Origin of the sequence: Flavobacterium sp., from assembly GCF_029945805.1 — a bacterium.
Classification (GTDB): domain Bacteria; phylum Bacteroidota; class Bacteroidia; order Flavobacteriales; family Flavobacteriaceae; genus Flavobacterium.
This window is the reverse complement of the sequence record NZ_JAQSDH010000002.1, coordinates 1-18719: the sequence shown is the minus strand read 5'-3', so window position 1 is coordinate 18719 and position 18719 is coordinate 1. Positions and strand designations below refer to the sequence as shown.

At 31.6% G+C, this 18719-nt stretch carries 20 protein-coding genes; 4 read left to right on the top strand and 16 right to left on the bottom strand.

Translation table 11 applies throughout. The features are described 5' to 3' along the window. Window position 1: 1 nt before the first annotated feature. From PSU83_RS00550 to PSU83_RS00535, 4 genes are all read right to left on the bottom strand, one after another. The gene (locus PSU83_RS00550; RefSeq protein WP_300585542.1) at window positions 2–439 is read right to left on the bottom strand and encodes a TPM domain-containing protein; all 438 of its coding nucleotides are present in this window, start codon (window positions 437–439) and stop codon (window positions 2–4) included. Window positions 440–476: 37 nt separating this feature from the next. Then, a complete protein-coding gene (locus tag PSU83_RS00545; protein WP_300585540.1) occupies window positions 477–1061 on the bottom strand; it encodes a LemA family protein in 585 nt (194 codons plus the stop codon). Between the two features lie 93 nt (window positions 1062–1154). After that, window positions 1155–1487 (bottom strand): MerR family transcriptional regulator, encoded by a 333-nt coding sequence (locus PSU83_RS00540; protein WP_300585538.1) that lies wholly within the window; start codon window positions 1485–1487, stop codon window positions 1155–1157. A gap of 80 nt (window positions 1488–1567) precedes the next feature. After that, window positions 1568–2548 carry a M23 family metallopeptidase gene (locus PSU83_RS00535; protein WP_300585536.1) on the bottom strand — a complete coding sequence of 327 codons (981 nt, stop codon included), beginning with the start codon at window positions 2546–2548 and terminating at the stop codon, window positions 1568–1570. 271 nt (window positions 2549–2819) lie between these two features. Here PSU83_RS00535 and alaS point away from each other — a divergent pair, with 271 nt between their 5' ends. Beyond that, the gene (gene alaS, locus PSU83_RS00530) at window positions 2820–5456 is read left to right on the top strand and encodes an alanine--tRNA ligase (RefSeq protein WP_300585534.1); all 2637 of its coding nucleotides are present in this window, start codon (window positions 2820–2822) and stop codon (window positions 5454–5456) included. A gap of 58 nt (window positions 5457–5514) precedes the next feature. Beyond that, on the top strand, window positions 5515–6273 hold the full coding sequence (locus PSU83_RS00525; protein WP_300585532.1) for a hypothetical protein: 759 nt from the start codon (window positions 5515–5517) through the stop codon (window positions 6271–6273). Window positions 6274–6335: 62 nt separating this feature from the next. Here PSU83_RS00525 and PSU83_RS00520 read toward each other — a convergent pair whose 3' ends face one another. Beyond that, window positions 6336–8087 (bottom strand): ABC transporter ATP-binding protein, encoded by a 1752-nt coding sequence (locus PSU83_RS00520; RefSeq protein ID WP_300585530.1) that lies wholly within the window; start codon window positions 8085–8087, stop codon window positions 6336–6338. Window positions 8088–8225: 138 nt separating this feature from the next. Between PSU83_RS00520 and PSU83_RS00515 the strand changes: the two genes are divergently transcribed. After that, window positions 8226–9182 carry a GSCFA domain-containing protein gene (locus tag PSU83_RS00515; RefSeq protein ID WP_300585528.1) on the top strand — a complete coding sequence of 319 codons (957 nt, stop codon included), beginning with the start codon at window positions 8226–8228 and terminating at the stop codon, window positions 9180–9182. A gap of 56 nt (window positions 9183–9238) precedes the next feature. Here PSU83_RS00515 and PSU83_RS00510 read toward each other — a convergent pair whose 3' ends face one another. The 11 genes from PSU83_RS00510 to PSU83_RS00460 all read right to left on the bottom strand — a co-directional run bounded on the left by PSU83_RS00510 (window position 9239) and on the right by PSU83_RS00460 (window position 17796). Then, window positions 9239–9685: a hypothetical protein gene (locus PSU83_RS00510; protein ID WP_300585526.1), complete on the bottom strand. Its 447-nt coding sequence runs from the start codon at window positions 9683–9685 to the stop codon at window positions 9239–9241. Between the two features lie 309 nt (window positions 9686–9994). Then, window positions 9995–10813: a uracil-DNA glycosylase family protein gene (locus PSU83_RS00505; RefSeq protein ID WP_300585524.1), complete on the bottom strand. Its 819-nt coding sequence runs from the start codon at window positions 10811–10813 to the stop codon at window positions 9995–9997. A gap of 4 nt (window positions 10814–10817) precedes the next feature. Next, window positions 10818–11012, bottom strand: coding sequence for a hypothetical protein (locus tag PSU83_RS00500; RefSeq protein WP_300585522.1), 195 nt, complete (start codon window positions 11010–11012; stop codon window positions 10818–10820). 337 nt (window positions 11013–11349) lie between these two features. Then, window positions 11350–12108 carry a DUF481 domain-containing protein gene (locus PSU83_RS00495; protein WP_300585519.1) on the bottom strand — a complete coding sequence of 253 codons (759 nt, stop codon included), beginning with the start codon at window positions 12106–12108 and terminating at the stop codon, window positions 11350–11352. Between the two features lie 20 nt (window positions 12109–12128). Further along, window positions 12129–12296 (bottom strand): hypothetical protein, encoded by a 168-nt coding sequence (locus tag PSU83_RS00490; RefSeq protein ID WP_300585516.1) that lies wholly within the window; start codon window positions 12294–12296, stop codon window positions 12129–12131. A 2-nt stretch (window positions 12297–12298) separates the two neighbouring features. Then, window positions 12299–14068, bottom strand: coding sequence for a P-loop NTPase fold protein (locus PSU83_RS00485; protein ID WP_300585514.1), 1770 nt, complete (start codon window positions 14066–14068; stop codon window positions 12299–12301). Between the two features lie 54 nt (window positions 14069–14122). Next, complete coding sequence (locus PSU83_RS00480; RefSeq protein WP_300585512.1) at window positions 14123–14752, bottom strand: hypothetical protein; 630 nt, start codon at window positions 14750–14752, stop codon at window positions 14123–14125. 7 nt (window positions 14753–14759) lie between these two features. Beyond that, window positions 14760–15029, bottom strand: a complete 270-nt coding sequence (locus PSU83_RS00475) for a hypothetical protein (protein WP_300585510.1) — start codon at window positions 15027–15029, stop codon at window positions 14760–14762. 63 nt (window positions 15030–15092) lie between these two features. Then, complete coding sequence (locus PSU83_RS00470; protein WP_300585508.1) at window positions 15093–15491, bottom strand: hypothetical protein; 399 nt, start codon at window positions 15489–15491, stop codon at window positions 15093–15095. A gap of 82 nt (window positions 15492–15573) precedes the next feature. Further along, window positions 15574–16620: a hypothetical protein gene (locus PSU83_RS00465; RefSeq protein WP_300585506.1), complete on the bottom strand. Its 1047-nt coding sequence runs from the start codon at window positions 16618–16620 to the stop codon at window positions 15574–15576. 90 nt (window positions 16621–16710) lie between these two features. Next, window positions 16711–17796 (bottom strand): hypothetical protein, encoded by a 1086-nt coding sequence (locus tag PSU83_RS00460; protein ID WP_300585504.1) that lies wholly within the window; start codon window positions 17794–17796, stop codon window positions 16711–16713. A gap of 311 nt (window positions 17797–18107) precedes the next feature. Here PSU83_RS00460 and PSU83_RS00455 point away from each other — a divergent pair, with 311 nt between their 5' ends. Beyond that, window positions 18108–18491: an HU family DNA-binding protein gene (locus tag PSU83_RS00455; protein WP_300585502.1), complete on the top strand. Its 384-nt coding sequence runs from the start codon at window positions 18108–18110 to the stop codon at window positions 18489–18491. The last annotated feature ends 228 nt before the right edge of the window (window positions 18492–18719 follow it).

The window sequence follows — 18719 nt, the reverse complement described above, 5'->3', positions numbered from 1 at the left end:
GTTATCCTTTTGATATTTCGTTTGAAAGTTCGTTTGTATCATCGTTTTGATAAGGAAAATGTGCCTTTAGTTGCTCTCCGGCTTTTAAAATTCCATCAATCAAACCTTGCTTAAAGTTTCCATCTTTGAATTGGCTAGCCATAGCATCTTTTGTAGAATCCCAAAAAGTATCAGCTACTTTTTCGTTAATTCCTTTATCACCATAAATAGCGAACTGATGACTTTTAACCGCTACATAAATGATTACTCCATTTCGTTCCTGAGTATTTTCCATAGTAAGATTACGGAAGACTTCCATCGCTCTATCAATAGCAGCAACGGAAGTTTCTTTTTCTATATGTACTCTGATTTCGCCAGAAGTATTTTTCTCGGCTAAGCCAATAGCTGCAACAATTTCTTGTTCTTCAGCAATGGTTAAAAAATCTTCTACTTTAGACATATTTTTATTTTTTAATTCCCCTTTGGGGTTATGGGCTTTAGAATTTTACTTCAACAGGTTTTTCAGCACCAACAACCGATTTGAAATATGGTTTTTCTTTGTAGCTTAAAAACCAACTTTGTGGTATAGCCATAATATAACCGTTATAATCCTGAACAGATTCATTAAATCTAGTTCTTGCAGTCAGAATTTGGTTTTCAGTACTGGCTAATTCATCTTGTAGTTTCAAGAAGTTAGCATTGGCTTTCAATTCAGGATAACGCTCCACAGATACTAATAATCGTGATAAAGAAGACGAAACTCCTGATTGAGCAGAATTAAAAGCAGTCAATTGTTCCGGTGTAACATTGGTTGGGTCGATAGTCACTGCAGTTGCTTTTGCACGAGCTTCAATTACTGCAGTTAAAGTACTTTTCTCAAAATCGGCGGCCCCTTTCACTGTATTGACTAAATTTCCAATTAAATCATTTCTTCTTTGATACGATGTTTCCACATTTCCCCATTCTTTATTTACGGCCTGATCTTTTCTTAATCCGGTGTTTTTAATTCCTATAACCCAAAAGGCAATGATTAAAATAAGTCCAATTCCAATAATCCAAGGTAAAAATTTTTTAAAATCCATTTTTTGTTTAATTTAAAGTTAAGTATTTGTTTTTAATTTTAGTCATCGGCATTGATTTTTGAAATTGCAATTGCCAGTGATTTTTTGTAATTTTTATAATTGATTTTTAATATTCACTAATTGCGATTTGATGGTCTCCAGCTTACTAATGATTTCAAATTTGTCCAAGGTTTTCTTTTGACCTTCCTTCAAATGTGTTTTCGCCCCTTCAAGTGTAAAGCCACGTTCTTTAACCAAATGATATATAAGTTGTAAATTCTTTACATCTTCAGGAGTGAACATCCTGTTTCCTTTTGCATTTTTTTTTGGTTTTAAGATGTCGAATTCTTTATCCCAAAAGCGAATCAGGGATGTGTTCACGTTAAAAGCTTTGGAAACTTCTCCAATGCTGTAATATCTTTTGCCTTCTGTTAGTTCTATATGCATTTTAAACTATTTTTTAAACTATACGCTAAAATTGGAACACGGAACACTATGAAGTGAACACGGAACACTTTTTCCACGCATTAGTCGAGAGATTGATTTTCCTGATTAGCCATTTTTGATATTACTACATATTCTGCAGCCGATATATTTCCGTAATAAAAATTAATTGGGTTGACCACTTTCCCATCTTTATGTACTTCATAATGCAAATGCGGTGCTTCACTTCGTCCGGTACTTCCTACGTAACCAATTACATCACCACGTTTCACTCGTTGTCCCGCACGACAGTTGTACTTGCTTAAATGCCCGTACAAGGTCAGATACCCAAAACCATGTTTAATTTCAATATGATTTCCATAACCTGACTTCGAATTATCCGCACTCGCCACAACGCCATCACCTGTCGCAAAAATGGGTGTTCCTGTTTTTGCCGTAAAATCCATTCCTTCATGCATCTTTCTCACTTTGGTAAACGGATCACTTCTATAACCAAATCCCGAAGCAATATGCTTTAATGCTTCATTCTTAACAGGCTGAATCGCTGGAATCGAAGCCAATAATTTATTTTTTTCTTTCGCCAACTTCAATATCTCGTCCAAAGATTTTGATTGAATAGCAAGCTCTTTCGATATGATGTCTACGCGTTTAGAAGTGTTAACAACGAGTTGCGAGTTATTAAATCCTTCCAATTCTTTGTATCGGTTCACACCGCCAAAACCTGCTTTTCGTTGTTCCATCGGAATTGGTGATGTATTGAAATAAGCACGATAAACATTATTATCTCTATCGGCAACATCGGCCAAAACTTCATCAATCTCATCCATTTTTCTATTTAAAATAGAATACCGCAATTTCATTGTTTCAATTTCACGTGCCTGCAATCGGTCTTTTGGAGTATCTAAAAACGAAGTATTCAATAAAGCCACAAAACATAAAAATCCAAATAGGGAAGAAGCCAATAAAAACAAACCTATATATCCTAGTTTTTTGGACAGTTTTGTTTTTATTTTGCGGTAAGCTAAACTTTCGGTATCGAAATAATACTTTACTTTCTTCGCCATTTTTTAATTTATACTATTTTTGTGCAAGTTTTACAGAAACAATGGTTATACGAACAAATTTAGCAAATGTTTCAGTTAAACCCTAAATTTTATTTAATCTGAACTCGTTTCAGATTCTTAGGAGCACAACGTTTGGCTTTCTAATGAACCATATTCCCGCTTTCCGTTACAATCTTTTTTTACAAAAAGGATTTTCACTGCAATCGGGGCTAAGTAGGAACCATTTTTTTAAATCTAATAATCTAAAGATCTAACAGTCTAATAATCTAAAATGAAATCACAAGACATTCGTAAACAGTTTTTACACTTCTTCGAATCCAAAGAACACTTAATTGTTCCTTCAGCGCCAATCGTTTTAAAAGACGATCCCACTTTAATGTTCAACAACTCGGGAATGGCACAGTTCAAAGAATATTTTTTAGGAAATGCTACCCCTAAAAGCAATCGAATAGCCGATACGCAAAAATGCCTTCGTGTTTCAGGAAAACATAATGACTTAGAAGATGTAGGTTTTGACACCTATCATCACACCATGTTCGAAATGCTTGGAAATTGGTCTTTTGGCGATTATTTCAAAAAAGAAGCCATCAATTGGGCATGGGAATTATTGACCGAAGTGTATAAAATTCCAAAAGAAAATCTATACGTTTCTGTTTTTGAAGGAAACAAAGAAGAGAATGTTCCGTTTGACCAAGAAGCTTGGGATATCTGGAAAACACTTATCAACGAAGACCGAATCATACTTGGAAACAAGAAAGACAACTTCTGGGAAATGGGCGAACAAGGGCCGTGTGGTCCGTGTTCTGAAATTCATGTCGATTTACGAACAGATGAAGAGAAAGCTGCAGTTTCAGGGAAAAGTTTAGTGAATAACGATCATCCGCAGGTTGTTGAAATCTGGAATAATGTATTCATGGAATTCAATCGTAAAGCCGACGGAAGTTTAGAAAAATTACCTGCGCGTCACGTAGATACGGGAATGGGATTTGAGCGTTTGTGTATGGCATTACAAGGAAAAACATCAAACTATGATACTGATGTGTTCATGCCACTTATCGAAAAAGTGGAACAAATTACAGGATTAAAATACACTTCAAACGAAGTTAAAAATATAAGCGAGGACCAAAACAAAACCAACATTGCCATTCGTGTAATTGTAGATCACGTTCGCGCCGTAGCCTTTGCTATTGCTGACGGACAACTTCCGTCAAATACGGGTGCAGGTTATGTAATTCGAAGAATTTTGCGTCGTGCGATTCGTTACGGATTTACATTTTTGGGAACAAAAGAACCTTTCATCAATAAATTAGTTGAAGTTTTGGCCCATCAAATGGGCGATTTTTTCCCAGAAATCAGAACCCAGCAGCAATTGGTTACGAATGTAATTCGTGAAGAAGAAGCGTCGTTTTTGAGAACGTTAGATCAAGGGTTGCAATTGTTAGACAATGTAATTTCTAATACTAACGGCGACGAAGTTTCAGGTGCAAAAGCATTCGAATTGTATGATACGTTTGGTTTTCCAAAAGATTTGACCGCTTTGATTCTGAAAGAAAAAGGAATGTCGTTCAACGAATCGGAATTTGATGTTTCAATGAAGGCGCAAAAAGACCGTTCGCGTGCGGCTTCCGAAGTTTCTACTGAAGATTGGAACGTTTTGATTCCAGGAAATGTAGAAACATTCGTTGGTTACGACCAAACCGAAAACGATGTAAAAATTACACGAATCCGTAAAGTAGATTCTAAAAAAGATGGGATTTTATACCAAATCGTTTTAGATAATACACCATTCTATCCAGAAGGCGGAGGACAAGTTGGTGATAAAGGAAAATTATTTTCAGCAAATGAAACGATTGATATTATTGACACTAAGAAAGAAAATAACCTGATTTTACATTTCACAAAAAATTTACCTTCAAAGTTAGACGGTATTTTTAACGCAAGAGTAAATTGGCCTTTAAGAGACAATACAGCTAAAAATCACTCAGCGACACACCTATTGCATAAAGGATTACGTGATATTTTAGGTAACCATGTTGAACAAAAAGGATCTCTAGTATCGCCTTATCATCTTCGTTTTGACTTCTCTCACTACGCAAAAGTTACAGAAGAACAATTGCAGAAAATTGAAGATTTTGTAAATACAAATGTTCAAAACCACTTAAATTTGGTAGAACACCGAAATATTCCGATTAAAGAAGCGTTAGAAAAAGGCGCGATGGCTTTGTTTGGTGAAAAATATGGCGATAGTGTTCGAATGATTGAATTCGGAGACAGCAAAGAATTATGTGGTGGAATTCACGTCAAAAATACCGCTGAAATTTGGCATTTCAAAATCATATCAGAAGGTGCGGTTGCAGCCGGAATTCGTCGTATTGAAGCGATTACGGGTGATGCGGTAAAAGACTATTTTAGCCAACAAGAAACCGATTTGGATGCGATAAAAGAAACCTTGAAAAATCCACAAGATATTTTAAAAGCCGTAGTTTCATTACAAGATGACAATGCGAAACTGAAAAAACAGATTGAGCAATTACTAAAAGAAAAAGTAGAAGGCTTGAAAGATAATTTGGTTAGCGAGTTCCAAGAAGTGAATGCAATTAATTTTCTATCCAAACAAGTAGATTTATCTATGGCATCGGCGAAAGATTTGGCGCAAGCCATCGGAACTTCTAGACCCAATTCGTTTGTGTTCTTAGCTTCCATTGAAGACGGTTTGCCAAACATTCATTGTTATATTTCTAAAGAATTAGTTGCAGGTAAAGGCTTAAATGCCGGAACTGTAATTAGAGAACTAGGTAAATATATTGACGGAAACGGTGGCGGGCAACCTTTCTTCGCCTCAGGCAAGGGAAAAAATAGAAACGGAATCAAAGAAGCCTTGGAAAAAGTGAGGGATTTTATAAAATAAAGTGATAATTGATTTAATTTCTTTACGTTTACAAAGAATTTAACTAACAAATCTAAAAATGAAAAAAATAGTTTTAGCCTGTAGTGCATTGTTATTGATGCTATCTTCTTGTTCTTCGAGCGATAGTAATTCTTCTTCAAGTAACCAAAAATTACGTCAAGAGATTACTACGGATAATGCAGGAAATTCAGATACGCAAACCTTTACCTACACTGGTGATAAATTGCTTAGAGTTAATGACTCCGATGGCACTTATTACAAGGCTATTTATACCGGGAACTTGATTACCAAGTTAGAAGGATATGATGACACAGATGCTTTGATAGATCAATCAACGTTTACTTATAACTCGAATAACAAATTAGCGTCTTATATTTATTTGGATTTTGAACAAGATACAGCCGAAAGAGAAGTGTTTGCATACAATTCCGACGGAACCATTTCTTCATCCTACTATTACGGGAATTCAGCTTCTGCTACTCCAACTGACTTAGTGACTACACGTACAATAACGCTTTTAGATGGTGAAGTAGTATCAATAGTTTCTACAGGAGATGATAATTCTTCTTACACGTATACCTATGACACCAAAAACAATCCTTATAAAAACATTTTAGGATATGATAAAATAGCTGGTTATGCCGACGCAGGCAATAGAGGTGTGCTGCGCAATATCGTAACCGAAACTCGGGTAACTACCGGATTCACTTATACTGATAATTATTCGTATACTTATGACACTTCTGATTTTCCATTAACCTCTAGTATAAGTCAATCAGGAATGACAATGGAAACAGTTCAGTATATTTACGAATAGTTACTGTTAAACTTACCTAAAAAAAAGCCTTTCAAATTTTGTATTGAAAGGCTTTTTTGTTTTTATTCTTTTTTGCGTTCACCAATCTGCTGACGCCACATCGCGTAATACAAACCTTTTTCATCTAATAACCCTTCGTGTCTGCCTTGTTCGATAATCTTTCCTTGTTCTAAAACAAAAATCTTATCTGCGTGCATTACCGTTGATAATCGGTGGGCAATTAAAACGGTAATTCTGTTTTTATCGGATATGTTTCGGATGGTCGCATTGATTTCTTCTTCCGTAATCGAATCTAATGCTGAGGTTGCTTCGTCAAATATCAATAAGTTCGGATTTCGTAAAATCGCACGTGCAATGGACAATCGTTGTTTTTCGCCACCCGAAACTTTGATTCCGCCTTCGCCAATGGTTGAATTTAATCCGTCCTCGGCACGTTCCAATAATCTATCGCAACTGGCTTTGTGCAACACTTCAATCAATTCCTCGTCAGTAGCAGATGGTTTTACAAATAATAAATTCTCCCGAATGGTTCCTGAGAACAGCTGTGCATCTTGCGTTACGAAACCGAGTTGTTTTCTTAAATCGAGTAAATCAATTTCTGTGGAATCAATTTCGTTGTACTTCACATGCCCTTTTGCTGGCGGATACAATCCAACCAAAAGTTTCACCAAAGTCGTTTTACCCGCTCCGGATGGACCAACAAACGCGACGGTTTCACCTTGTTTTATATTAAACGTAATATTTTCAACCGCATTGTGCTTGGCCGATTTGTGTTTGAAACTCACATCTGAAAAATGTAACGATTGAATAGCACCCACATTTTTGGCATTTTTCGGACGGTATTCTTTTGGGGCATTCAGTAATTCTTGGAAGTTTTCCATAGAAACTTTTGTTTCGTTTAAGGCAATAATATACGAACCCAATTCTTGTAATGGACCGAAAATAAAGAACGTAAAGAAAACCATAGTCAGTAAATCACCAACAATAATTTTGTCACCGAATAAGAAATAATACAGTGTAAATACAACAGAAGTTCGTAAAAAGTGAACCGTTGTTCCTTGAATAAAACTCAAACTTCGGATGAAACGGATTTTTTGTAATTCGAGTTGAAGGATTTTTAAGGTATTTAAGTTCAAACGCTTTTCTTCTTGATAGGTCAATCCTAAACTTTTTACCAATTCAATATTTCGCAAACTTTCAGTTGTTGAACCGGCTAACGAATTGGTTTGGGTTACAATTTTTCGGGAAACAACTTTAATCTTTTTACCTAAATAGGAACTAATCACAGCAATAATTGGCGCTGTAAGCAGGAAGATGATTGAGATTCTGTAATCAATGCGCGAAACGTAAACGATAACAAAAATGAACCCGATTACGGTTTGGAATATCAACGAAATCGAAAGGGTAATTAGCTTTTCCGAATCGATTCGCACTTTGGTTAATTTGCTTAAAGTCTCACCGCTGCGTTGGTCTTCAAATTCTTCATAAGGCAAATCCAATGATTTTTTGATCCCGTCGGTGTACATTTCGGCACCGGTTCTTTGGATAACGATATTGGTAAAATAATCCTGAAAGTTTTTAGTAATTCGAGAAATCATTGCAGCGCCCAATGATAATCCGAGCCAAAACGAAAGCGATTTGATAAACGCCATTTCGTTTCCTTTGTATTTTGCAATGCCAACTCCACAATCTTGCAGTAATTTACCGGTAATTATAGAGTCGGACAAGCTGAAGCAAATGTTTACAGCCGCCATTAAGAGCGCAAAAAACAACAGCATTTTGTGTTTTTTGAGGTAAGCATATAATAGTTTCATGAAGTTTTTTTTTTGGAATGCTAAAAGTAGAAAATAATTAGCCAACAGGGAAAGGTTTGGATTGTATTCGTTTATAATTCGATAGTCGAAATTCGTTTCAAAATCATTTTCCGTACTTTTGAATTTTAAAATCTGAAAATGAACTTTACGACCAAAATTACAATCGAAAAATCGCAGCATCCAATAAGCTATCAATCTAAGATAGTGTCATTAGGTTCTTGTTTCGCTGAGAATATGGGTGAAAAGTTCGATTATTTCAAGTTTCAGAATGTGGTGAATCCGTTTGGGATACTCTTCAATCCGGTTTCAATCGAAAGGCTGATTGCTAGAGTAGTGAATCAAGAAATGTTTACCGAAAATGACATCTTCTTTTACAATGATTTGTGGCATTGCTTCGAGGTGCATTCAGAATTAAGTAATCCAAATAAAGAAGCGTTTTTGAATTCGCTTAACGAACTTCTCGAATCAACAAATAACCAAATTACCGAATCCACGCACTTCATACTTACCTACGGAACTTCTTGGATTTATCGAAATAAGGCATCCCAAAAAATTGTAGCCAATTGTCATAAAGTGCCGCAAAGTCAATTTGTAAAAGAGATTTTATCGGTTGCAACCATTGAAAAATCGATTCAAAATACTATTGATTTAATCCAAAAAATAAATCCAAATTGTGCTTTTATTTTCACGATTTCACCAGTGCGTCACATTAAAGATGGTTTTGTAGAAAATCAGCACAGCAAGGCGCACTTAATTTCGGCAATGCATAAAATTATCAATTATCAATTGTCAATTGTCAATTACTTTCCTTCCTACGAAATCCTAATGGACGAACTCCGTGATTATCGTTTCTATGCAGATGATATGTTGCATCCAAGCCAAACGACTATCGATTATATCTGGTTGCGTTTTCTTGAAAATTATATTTCGGAAGAGCATCATGCTACAATAGAGGAAGTTTCAAGTATCCAAAAAGCGTTGGCACATCGTCCGTTTAATCCCAATTCTGAGGCGCATCAAAAGTTTTTAAATAGTCTTAACACTAAGATTTTCAGATTAAAAGAGCAATTTCCACATATTCGATTTTTGAAATAGTAAGGGGTTAATAAAATTCAAGTTTGAATATCAGATATAATTTATTGTATAATAAACTAAATCACTAAAGGCCTTTGTTGCAGTAAACCGTTGGGTTCTATATAAGGCAACATTAATTTTAGCGGTTTACTAATAACTTGAGCTGGCAAATAAGTAAACTCGTTATAATACAATTCCTTTAACTGATTTTGAAATTTTGAAGAAACTCCCAATGAGGTAAACACTTCACCAATAGTATAGAATACTATTCTCTTATCATTCAAATTCAAAGCATCATGTATCGCTAAAGAATAAGAAAGGATTTCCTCAATATAATTGTTAAGAGCCATATCTTTTCCGTTACACAAACTCAAATACCAAAGTTTGTATGCAATGAATCTAATTCTAGGAAAGAGATGAACTTTACTGATATCCTTTTCACTTATAGTTTTTATCTCATAAATTTCTTTTCCAAGAGCAATAGCTTTTTCAAAGTCTTTTTTTAAATAATAATGCCTAAACAAGACTGATTTTGCAAAAATAAAATCCTTTAAATATTTTATATCATAATCGAATTTAACCTCATTTAAATAATATTCAAGACCATGAGCATACTGTGGAATCCTAAATGATGGATCAAAACAATGCTCGAAAAACTGCTTTCTAACGAATTCATGATTGGCACATTCTGACTTGGAAGTAATTCTGAAACCTTTTTTTTATTAATTGTTCTTTTAATTCACTTAAAGAATAAACATCTAAATGATACACTTGTTTTGTCATTACGGTATTTAATAAAAAATGGGAAGTTTTTTCATTTAAAAATACAAAAACTATAATTTAGATACAATATTACAAACAAAATTCCCTAACTTTTCATTGGAAGATTTTCCAATTAATTCTTTTCCATCAAGTAATCTTTTCTTTGCGGCTATTGCTAATCCACTAATATGTGGAAGATTTATAACCTTAAAATGATGTTCTATATTACAATTAATTAGCGTAGCTCCATCAATATTTATTGTGTTTAAAATACTGTTATCGTGTTTAGAAAGTATAGTATTTAATGCATCCTTTGAGGCATTTCCTAGCGTGACAATAAATTCGGGTTTAATTATTTTAATTTCTTCTAATAATACCTCAGCATGAACTTTTAGTTCTGTATATTCTCTAATTGTATTACTTACTTTTCCATTATACCTAAAAAACAATTTATAAATATCGGTAACATATAAATTGTAGCTTTTTGTAAGAACATCGAAAAAAGCTAAATTAGACTTATCACTTTTAATGTACTGCTCTGGTTTTTTTATTATGCTGAATGGAGCCCAGAAAACTACTTTAGTATCCTCTGCTTGATCACTTCTGGGATCCATACCACAAACCATTATGGTTTTTGTTGCGCTATTATTTTGTAATAAAACAGGTAAATCAATACCGGCATTTTTACTTTTTTGAACCACATGCAAATTAAGAAAAATGTCTTTTAAATTAATCTTTTCCGTGTGCCATTTTTTTTGATGGTCTTCATCTGAAGTGTAATTTTCTAGTAACTCATAGTATTTTAGTAACTCTTCTTTCTCTTTAAAATTAATAATATTGTTTATTAATAGTGCTGTTATTGCATCCCTATGATGCCCTAATAAATTCATTTTTTTAAAGTTTAAAAAGTTTATTTATCAAAAAACTCCAGAAAAAGGCAAGAATTGCTACTCCAATTACTACACCAACAACCCCAATTATTTTTATAAGTTTTACACCGTAATTGTCTAATTCTCTCTGTATTTGAGCATCATTTTTCTCTTTGTCATCAGTTCTTTTAATTCTATTTTTGGTTAATATAGATTTCATGTTTTAGTGGTATTTGTTCTTAAGAGTATCGTGATTGTTAAAATTAATAAAGCAATTACATTAGAAATTATGGTGCTTAAACCCAAATAGTAATATTCTTTTTCATAAATGGGACTTGAATAAACATAAAAAAGACAAGAAATATAACCAAAAAAACTAATGGATAGTAATGATAATAAAAGCCACCAAAAATATACTTTACCTCTTTTCTTAGCTCTTAAAGCAAGAATGCTAAATAGTAGTCCCAAAAAAAAGGAGCATATTAAATATAAAAATGCAATCTTTATGGAGTAATCTTTATCTTTTGTCTTCATTTTTTTTATTAGGAAGTTTAGATTTAAAAAATAAATTTAATTCCACTGCAGTAATTAATATTAAACCTTGTAACACCATTCGGTGGAACGGCATCATACATTAAATTAACATTATTACTGAATACAATTTTTGAAGTTAAATTTAAATTCAGACTAGATTGATTCGATATTCTAAAATCAGTAAACAAATCCAATCTTGGTTGATAGTAGGTAACAGATACCAATTCACCTACTTTTTTTGGCAAATCCAATGAAACTGAGAAATAGGAAGAAATTCTGTGAAAATCAAATTTTGTAATACTGTTGTCTAATGTTTTTTCGTATTCGAACATGTATAATGAACCAAAATATAGCTTTGCTGACTTTTCCCCTAAAATTTTTAATCGCGGTCCTGCACCTATTAAAGTTCTTGATTTTAAATCTTGTATTTGGTTATATTGCATTTGAGTGAATGCTTCTAATTTTAAATATTTATTTATTCTGTGGTTATATCTAAAGTGAAACAAGCCAGAATTACTTAGTTTTTGACCATTTGCAATTGCATAGTCAGAACTAACTAACAAGAGATATAATTTTTTTAAAGACTTTGATTTCAATTGAGTAGTTGCAGCAATACTAAAAAAAGTTAAACTTTCGTCATTATTTTTTTGCGAATTATATGTAAGATCTGCAATTAATACAAATCTTAAACTGTCTTTTTGTATTCTTTGACTTTCAATATTAACTAATTGAGCATTAATAATTGGACAGTAAGTTAACGATAACAAAAATAAACTAGCCAATAACCAAACTCGATTCCTTTTCATTTACCAAAAATAGTATCTATTATTTTTCTACCAATTTTTCTCTCAATTCCTCCTCTTGTAGTAGGTATCCCTGTTTTTCTTGCAATACTATTTTTAATACCGCTAATACCGAGTAGTCGATTTAACGAAAATGAAACGCCATACTTTCCTTTGAATCCGTACATGATTAATTGAGTTGTTTAATTGATAATTCGTTGAATCTGTTTTTTAATTCATCTTTTACAATAGAACTGAAATCTAATAACGAACTTATTTTTTCTGATTTTCCAGAATATTCAAATAAAACAGAGTCTTTTTTTAATCGAATAAAAACAAATGTTCTTGATCTCGATTTAGGATTTTTACAAGCTATTGTTAAAAAATTTGGCGTATAATTAAATTGAACTAAGTCTTTATATTCCGATTCAAAATAATCATGAATTGATTTTAATTCGGGAATAAATGCTTTTATGTTATTGTTGTCTTTTAAAATTTGCTCAAAACCTTGCCATCCTTCAAATCGTACTTTTTCGCCTTTTTTAGTTTGTTTAGGAATATAATCTAAACTTACACTTGTTACCGAACTAGTACCTAATATTTTAGCAATTTCATCTCCAAAGTCTAAATTTTCGGGAATTAGCTCACTCATATAATTCAATAACAACGATACTTGGAACGCGCGCATCGATAGGTAAAGGTCTTTTTGACAAATTCTATACAATACTATTTCCCATTCTTCATCAAATTCAGAAGTGTCTTTAAGCGCTAGTGATTGCGATTCAGACAATTCACTCAAATTCATTTTTTTACCAGTTTTTTCATTCCACGACTTATAGTCGGGTTCTTCAAGAAGTGCTTGATAAATTTTAGGATAAGCAATTTGAATACAAACCAATCCAAAATTAACGACCAATTCATGCGTTTCTTTGTGGCCACTGTTTTTTTGATTACCAATAATATTGAGCAAAGAGAGCGTATTGATAAGTCTTTTTAACGATCTTGGATTGTTGCCAACAGACAACATTGCAAAGTCAACCAGTCGATCTTGCATGGATTCATTTTCCTTAAACGCATCATTGATATAACCAACATCTTCCAATGACTGAATTAAAAAATGGTTTACATCATACATTGCTACAGGCATTGAGAAAGGCAATTGGATGATTTTATCAAAAAACGAACGAAATTCTCTTTCGTTTTTATCTGTTAAAGGACCAAATTTTGGAATCAATCCTTTTACTACAACCTCGTAGTCAATAGCTAATACAAAAATACAGTTGTCAACTTCAAAAATGTTTTTTATCAATTCTAGTATTTCTACTGCAACTGGAGGGTCAATTCTATCTAAATCATCAATAAAAAATATAAAACCCCTATTATTATTGCCTTGCGCTCTGTCTAATTCTAAACAATTATTTATCGCCTCTTGCAATGAATTTTTAAAACTTAACAAATCAACAGTTTCATCGGTACCATTTAATACTGAATCTACAAAATCGCCTTCTAATCCTATTTGTGATACAGCTGCTTTAGCTCCAGCTTTGGCTATTTTACCAAAAAGACTAGAAACTTTACTCAAAACTGCTTGAGACTGGGTTTCGTGTTTTCGTTTTATAATTTTAGAAATTTCATTAGTTAAACCGCCAATAATAGATAGTAAGGTTTCTTCGCGAGTTTTCATTATAGAATACTGCCAAGTATTGATCCAAACCCCATAGTAAGGCAATTCATTATCTAATTCTTTAGTAACACCAGTTTCACATAGTTGATATCTTATTTGATTGAGCATAGATGTTTTTCCGCTTCCCCATTCTCCTTGAACAGCTATAGTTGTGGGCATATTGCAAGTTTCTATAAACTGTATTAAGGCTTTCATGTAGTCATCTACACCCAATAAATCGTCTGCTCCGGCTTTACGTGGTTTGTCTATAATGTTTGATTTTTTATTTAGATTCATTGTACTTAAATGTAATAGGATTTAATTAATTCTTATTGAAAAATTTGATGTTTATTAGGAATTTAAGAATTTAAAAATTACAACTCCTAAAACTAAGATAATGAAAACAGCACCTACAATTAACCAACTATTATTTTTTGACTTTTGTGCAGTAATCTTATTAAATAATTCATTGTTTAATATGTGTATTTGGTAACTTCCTTTTTTAAACGGTTCCGTTTTTGGTTCGAAAGAATTAACCACTATTCCGTATTGTTTTACATGATTTATTAAATTTTGCAAGTCGTTTTCTCCAGTCAACGTATCATTACTTTCCCAGCTTTTGCTAACTAAAACTTCAATGCCATCTTTAGTTTTAAAAGTTTCATTTTCAGCTGTAAAATGAGAGGCATTACAATCTAAACCATTCTGAATACATTCTTCTTTGATAGTTCCTGGTTGTACAACACCATATTTTCTATTAGGATTGTAAGGAGCAAATAATGACTTGTAATTTTTAGGCGCCGATGGATTTATTGTATCTGGCAACATTTCCTTAAGTTCTTCAAAAGACACTTGAGGATATAAGGTTAAGAGTGCATCTACAATTCCAAGAGCAGTCCTGTTCATGTGTTTTCCTGTAACTAATATAATTCCTTTTTGAACTTCTTGTTTATTGCGTTTTAAAAAAGAGCTGTATTTCATTGGTAAATTACTTTTTTATTTTCGTAATATTTTCCTTGATTCTATCAATTTGTTGTTTTTTGGATTCAATGCTTTTATCCATAGAATTCATCCAGCTCAATTTTGATTGTCTGTGACTCCTTTTAGCATTAGCGTCTTTTGTGTTTTTAACCAAATTTGACCAATATTCTGATTTTTGTTTTTTTACTTTTTTTAAATTATCTAACTCTTTTCTGTAACTTTCTATTTGAATTTTATAACGAGTTATTTGATCTTTTTCATTTTGAGTTAATGCCATAATAATAGTGTATAAAAAAAGCATTTGCTTTAGGCAAATGCTGATAATGAATTATTTCAAGATTTACAGATAAAAAGTTATTTCTGATAAAACTACTTTTTCAGCGTCTTCTGATTCTAAAACTCTATTCGCTTCAGTAATAGTCATTCCATCATATTTTGCACCCGTTTGAAGATTTTTCCCATTTTTTCTGTAAATAACTTGACAAGGTATTCCAAAACATTCCATAAAACGTTTTTCTAAAGTGCCAACTTGTAAATTACCATTAATAGATAAATCATCCACTTTAATTGGAGAATATTCACCATTAACTAAAGTATTACATTTTGCAATGGTATAGTCATTGTTTAGTCTAGTACCTTCTTTATTTACTAGAGTAGGAACTAAATAAGGGAATTTTTCGCAAAATTCTGATTGAAAGGTTTTTAATTTAATTTTACCGCTAATTTTGATATCTGACATACTTTTATAAATTTAATTTGTAAAAAAAATATAAATTTGGATATTCGGATTTTGGTTCAACTTGGTTCAACTTTTTTATGTTTTATTCAAAATAAATAACGCTATTTTCTTTTATCTTTTTGTTAATTTCTCTTTCAGTGGATGGGATTCTTTCATTAATATTTAGATCATTAATGTTTTGAATCACCTCTTTATTATAAATTTCCAATTGCCTATTTAAATTTGATAAAATTTCATCATTAAAATGATTTTTAGATTTTTCAATATCTTTTTTTAACTGTAAAATTTTTGATTTTAAATCTGATAGTAATTTAAAATAATGCTCAAATAAGGTAAAGTTGTTTTCATAAATCTCTTGATCTGAATTCCAAAAATATTTTAAATCTTTTACTTGAATATCAAGTTGTTCTGTGTAATCATTTTTAATCATTTTGTTAAAAAGCAGCACTTTAATTATTCGATTACTTTCTGTTTTTAGTTTTTTATAAAGTGCTAAGCTTTCTTCAAAATTAACCTTAGCTGTAATATTTTCTGGAAGAAGATTTATACTCCATACACTATTGCCCGTCTTTATCAATTCGGTTTGCTTCAAGTTAAATTCGTCTTCAAACATATTTTTAATTGATATATAATGCATTACATATTTCAAACTATCTAATTTAGATTTATTATATGTTTCTTTAAATTTATTGTAATCTTCTTTATAATCGAACAGAAAACCAGATGACATCAATGTCCTCCCGCCTGACCATACCCCTTTAGCAAGCATTTTCCCTAAATTTAGAGCACCTTTACCTACAGATAAAGGATTAGAGTTGTCTGTTTTATGAACCTCATCTTCTTCTTTTTTAAAGGCGGCAACATCATCTAATAACTTAAACATTTTTAAATTTAATTCGCCAAAGGATACGTCTGAACTGATTAAATAATTACAAAGCGCTTGATCATCTTTTAAGTTTGTAGGTATAAATTCAGTTATTTTTTCATTAATAATAATTTTATTTAATACTGAAATTTCTTCTGATTTAATATTTGCAACATAGTTTAATTCGTCATTATTAGTAACCTTCCCGCAGCTTGAAAGGAATATAACAAATAGAAGAAGTGCTAAAACAGGTGTGCTTTTCATGATTTTGAAAGATTGAATAAATTACTAATTAAAAATTTTAGTAAAAATCCAAAATTTAATAGTACAATTAAGGTTCAACTTGGTTCAACTTTAATATAAAGGACGGTAATGAACTAGGCCGTTTGGTTCAAAGTAGGTAAGTGATTTTTTGAGTGGTTTTTCAAAAAGATAATTGGGAAGGGTTGAAAATTCTTCATTAAAAATAGTTTTAAGAATTAAATGATACTTGTTGTTAATATTTGAAAAACAAAATACTTCTGCTATGCAGTGAAAAAGTATTTTTTTTTCATAACTGTCAAGAGAATTGTAACTATAATTACAATAATCTATTAGTTCTATCACATAATTTTCAATACTTTTTTTTGATTTTCCTATTAATTGATAATACCAAATTTTGTAAGCTCTAAAACGAATATTTGGAAATATATAAATAGCATCTAAATCGGAGTCAGTTATTGTAGTTTGGGAGTATATTTTAGTTCCAATAGTAAATGCTTCTTCGTGATTTCCATTTAAAAAATAATGTCTAAACAAAACGGATTGCGAAAATACATAGTCTTGAATATACTCCATTGAATTGTCAACAGTAGTGTTTTTACAATAGAGTTTATAGGCATAATCATAGTTTTTAATTCTAAATCCAGGATCAAAAGCATCTTCTAAAACAAATTGTTTTACAAATTTATTAGTATGGAAATTTGAGAAGAATACTTCAGGTTTTTTAACTTTCAATAAACTATCATATACTTCTAAAGCTACTTTAGATTTGAATTTGTATTCGCTATCTTCAATACTTTCAAAAAATGCATTTAATGGTTTATTTGCTTCGTTTTCAATGCAATGAAACAACAAACTATTAGAAATTTCAATTTGAGGACTAATAGAATATTTAGGGTTATTGATTTCTATGTTTTCAACAAAATCTGACCAGCAAGGAAATCCAATGAATTTTGCTAATGTGTCTAATGTGTTTTGGTAAGGAATAATACCGTTAAAATTTACGAATAATCTATATATTGTTGTTACAGATATACTCCCATAGCCATCTTTTACAAGGATTTCGCTTAACTTTCCACAATCAGATTTACTTCTTATTGGAAAACATAATTTTATAGCTATCTGACTTTTTAATTCAGATAGTGTAAAAGCATTTAAAGTATTCCTTGAATTGAACATAAACTTATGATTGAATTTTCAAATTTAATTAATTTAGTTTACATCCTATTCTTTTCTTTAGATGCTTATCTTAATTTGTAAAAAAAAATAAAGGTATGTGTCATAAAATCAACTTATCAGTTTAATAATTTTTATTCATCTTGATATTTTTTTACATTTGTAATGAACTTTTTAATAAAAGATGTACTGCTTATTATAAAAAGATATAGGACTTTTAACATAAACATGTACTTCTTTTACTTAAAAGATGTATATCTTTTTATATATTTGTAATGACTATTAAAAAATATAACGCTTACAACCTTATTTATATGTCTGTACAATTTAAAATGATTCCCAAGAAGAACAGTTTGGTGTCTCCTCCAGAAGTTAATTATTACCCCTGCGCTGTTAGTAAAGGCGAAGTAAACCTTGATAATTTGGCCAAGATTATTTCTAGTAGATGTACTATTAGCCGTCCCGATTGCTATGGTGTAATTATGGCATTGAGCCAGGTTATTGGTGAAGCATTATCTGATGGAAAAATTGTTAGATTAGAAAGTTTAGGTACTTTTCAGCTCAATTTATTAGGTACACCTGCAGCAACTGCAGACGCTATAGGAAAATCGAATATCAAAGGTGCTAAAATAAATTATAAGCCATCCAAAGATTTGAAAAGTAAAGTGAATAAAATCACTTATAAAAGAATGCGTTAGGTTTTGAAATTATCACTTTTAAATTATACCAACTATTCACTTATAAGTTGTTTTAGTCAAATAATACATTTTATTATTTACCTAGTTTTTTATAGTACTAGCCGATAAAAATTTATTTTGTCGAACAAAAAAAAGCTTGACTATGGCAGCCAAGCTCTTTATCAACTATAAAAAAATTCATTGTTGTCCGATAAAAAAGAAGCCAAAAAGATGGCTTCTTTAAATGAA

Bases quoted from the DNA above. Each gene is read 5' to 3' on its own strand.
- PSU83_RS00470 (WP_300585508.1), bottom strand. From the start codon at position 15,491: ATGTCAGATATCAAAATTAGCGGTAAAATTAAATTAAAAACCTTTCAA.
- PSU83_RS00455 (WP_300585502.1), top strand. From the start codon at position 18,108: ATGTCTGTACAATTTAAAATGATTCCCAAGAAGAACAGTTTGGTGTCT.
- PSU83_RS00525 (WP_300585532.1), top strand. From the start codon at position 5,515: ATGAAAAAAATAGTTTTAGCCTGTAGTGCATTGTTATTGATGCTATCT.
- PSU83_RS00480 (WP_300585512.1), bottom strand. From the start codon at position 14,752: ATGAAATACAGCTCTTTTTTAAAACGCAATAAACAAGAAGTTCAAAAA.
- PSU83_RS00540 (WP_300585538.1), bottom strand. From the start codon at position 1,487: ATGCATATAGAACTAACAGAAGGCAAAAGATATTACAGCATTGGAGAA.
- PSU83_RS00465 (WP_300585506.1), bottom strand. From the start codon at position 16,620: ATGAAAAGCACACCTGTTTTAGCACTTCTTCTATTTGTTATATTCCTT.
- alaS (WP_300585534.1), top strand. From the start codon at position 2,820: ATGAAATCACAAGACATTCGTAAACAGTTTTTACACTTCTTCGAATCC.
- PSU83_RS00460 (WP_300585504.1), bottom strand. From the start codon at position 17,796: ATGTTCAATTCAAGGAATACTTTAAATGCTTTTACACTATCTGAATTA.
- PSU83_RS00545 (WP_300585540.1), bottom strand. From the start codon at position 1,061: ATGGATTTTAAAAAATTTTTACCTTGGATTATTGGAATTGGACTTATT.
- PSU83_RS00515 (WP_300585528.1), top strand. From the start codon at position 8,226: ATGAACTTTACGACCAAAATTACAATCGAAAAATCGCAGCATCCAATA.
- PSU83_RS00490 (WP_300585516.1), bottom strand. From the start codon at position 12,296: ATGTACGGATTCAAAGGAAAGTATGGCGTTTCATTTTCGTTAAATCGA.
- PSU83_RS00520 (WP_300585530.1), bottom strand. From the start codon at position 8,087: ATGAAACTATTATATGCTTACCTCAAAAAACACAAAATGCTGTTGTTT.
- PSU83_RS00485 (WP_300585514.1), bottom strand. From the start codon at position 14,068: ATGAATCTAAATAAAAAATCAAACATTATAGACAAACCACGTAAAGCC.
- PSU83_RS00475 (WP_300585510.1), bottom strand. From the start codon at position 15,029: ATGGCATTAACTCAAAATGAAAAAGATCAAATAACTCGTTATAAAATT.
- PSU83_RS00505 (WP_300585524.1), bottom strand. From the start codon at position 10,813: ATGAATTTATTAGGGCATCATAGGGATGCAATAACAGCACTATTAATA.
- PSU83_RS00535 (WP_300585536.1), bottom strand. From the start codon at position 2,548: ATGGCGAAGAAAGTAAAGTATTATTTCGATACCGAAAGTTTAGCTTAC.
- PSU83_RS00550 (WP_300585542.1), bottom strand. From the start codon at position 439: ATGTCTAAAGTAGAAGATTTTTTAACCATTGCTGAAGAACAAGAAATT.
- PSU83_RS00500 (WP_300585522.1), bottom strand. From the start codon at position 11,012: ATGAAATCTATATTAACCAAAAATAGAATTAAAAGAACTGATGACAAA.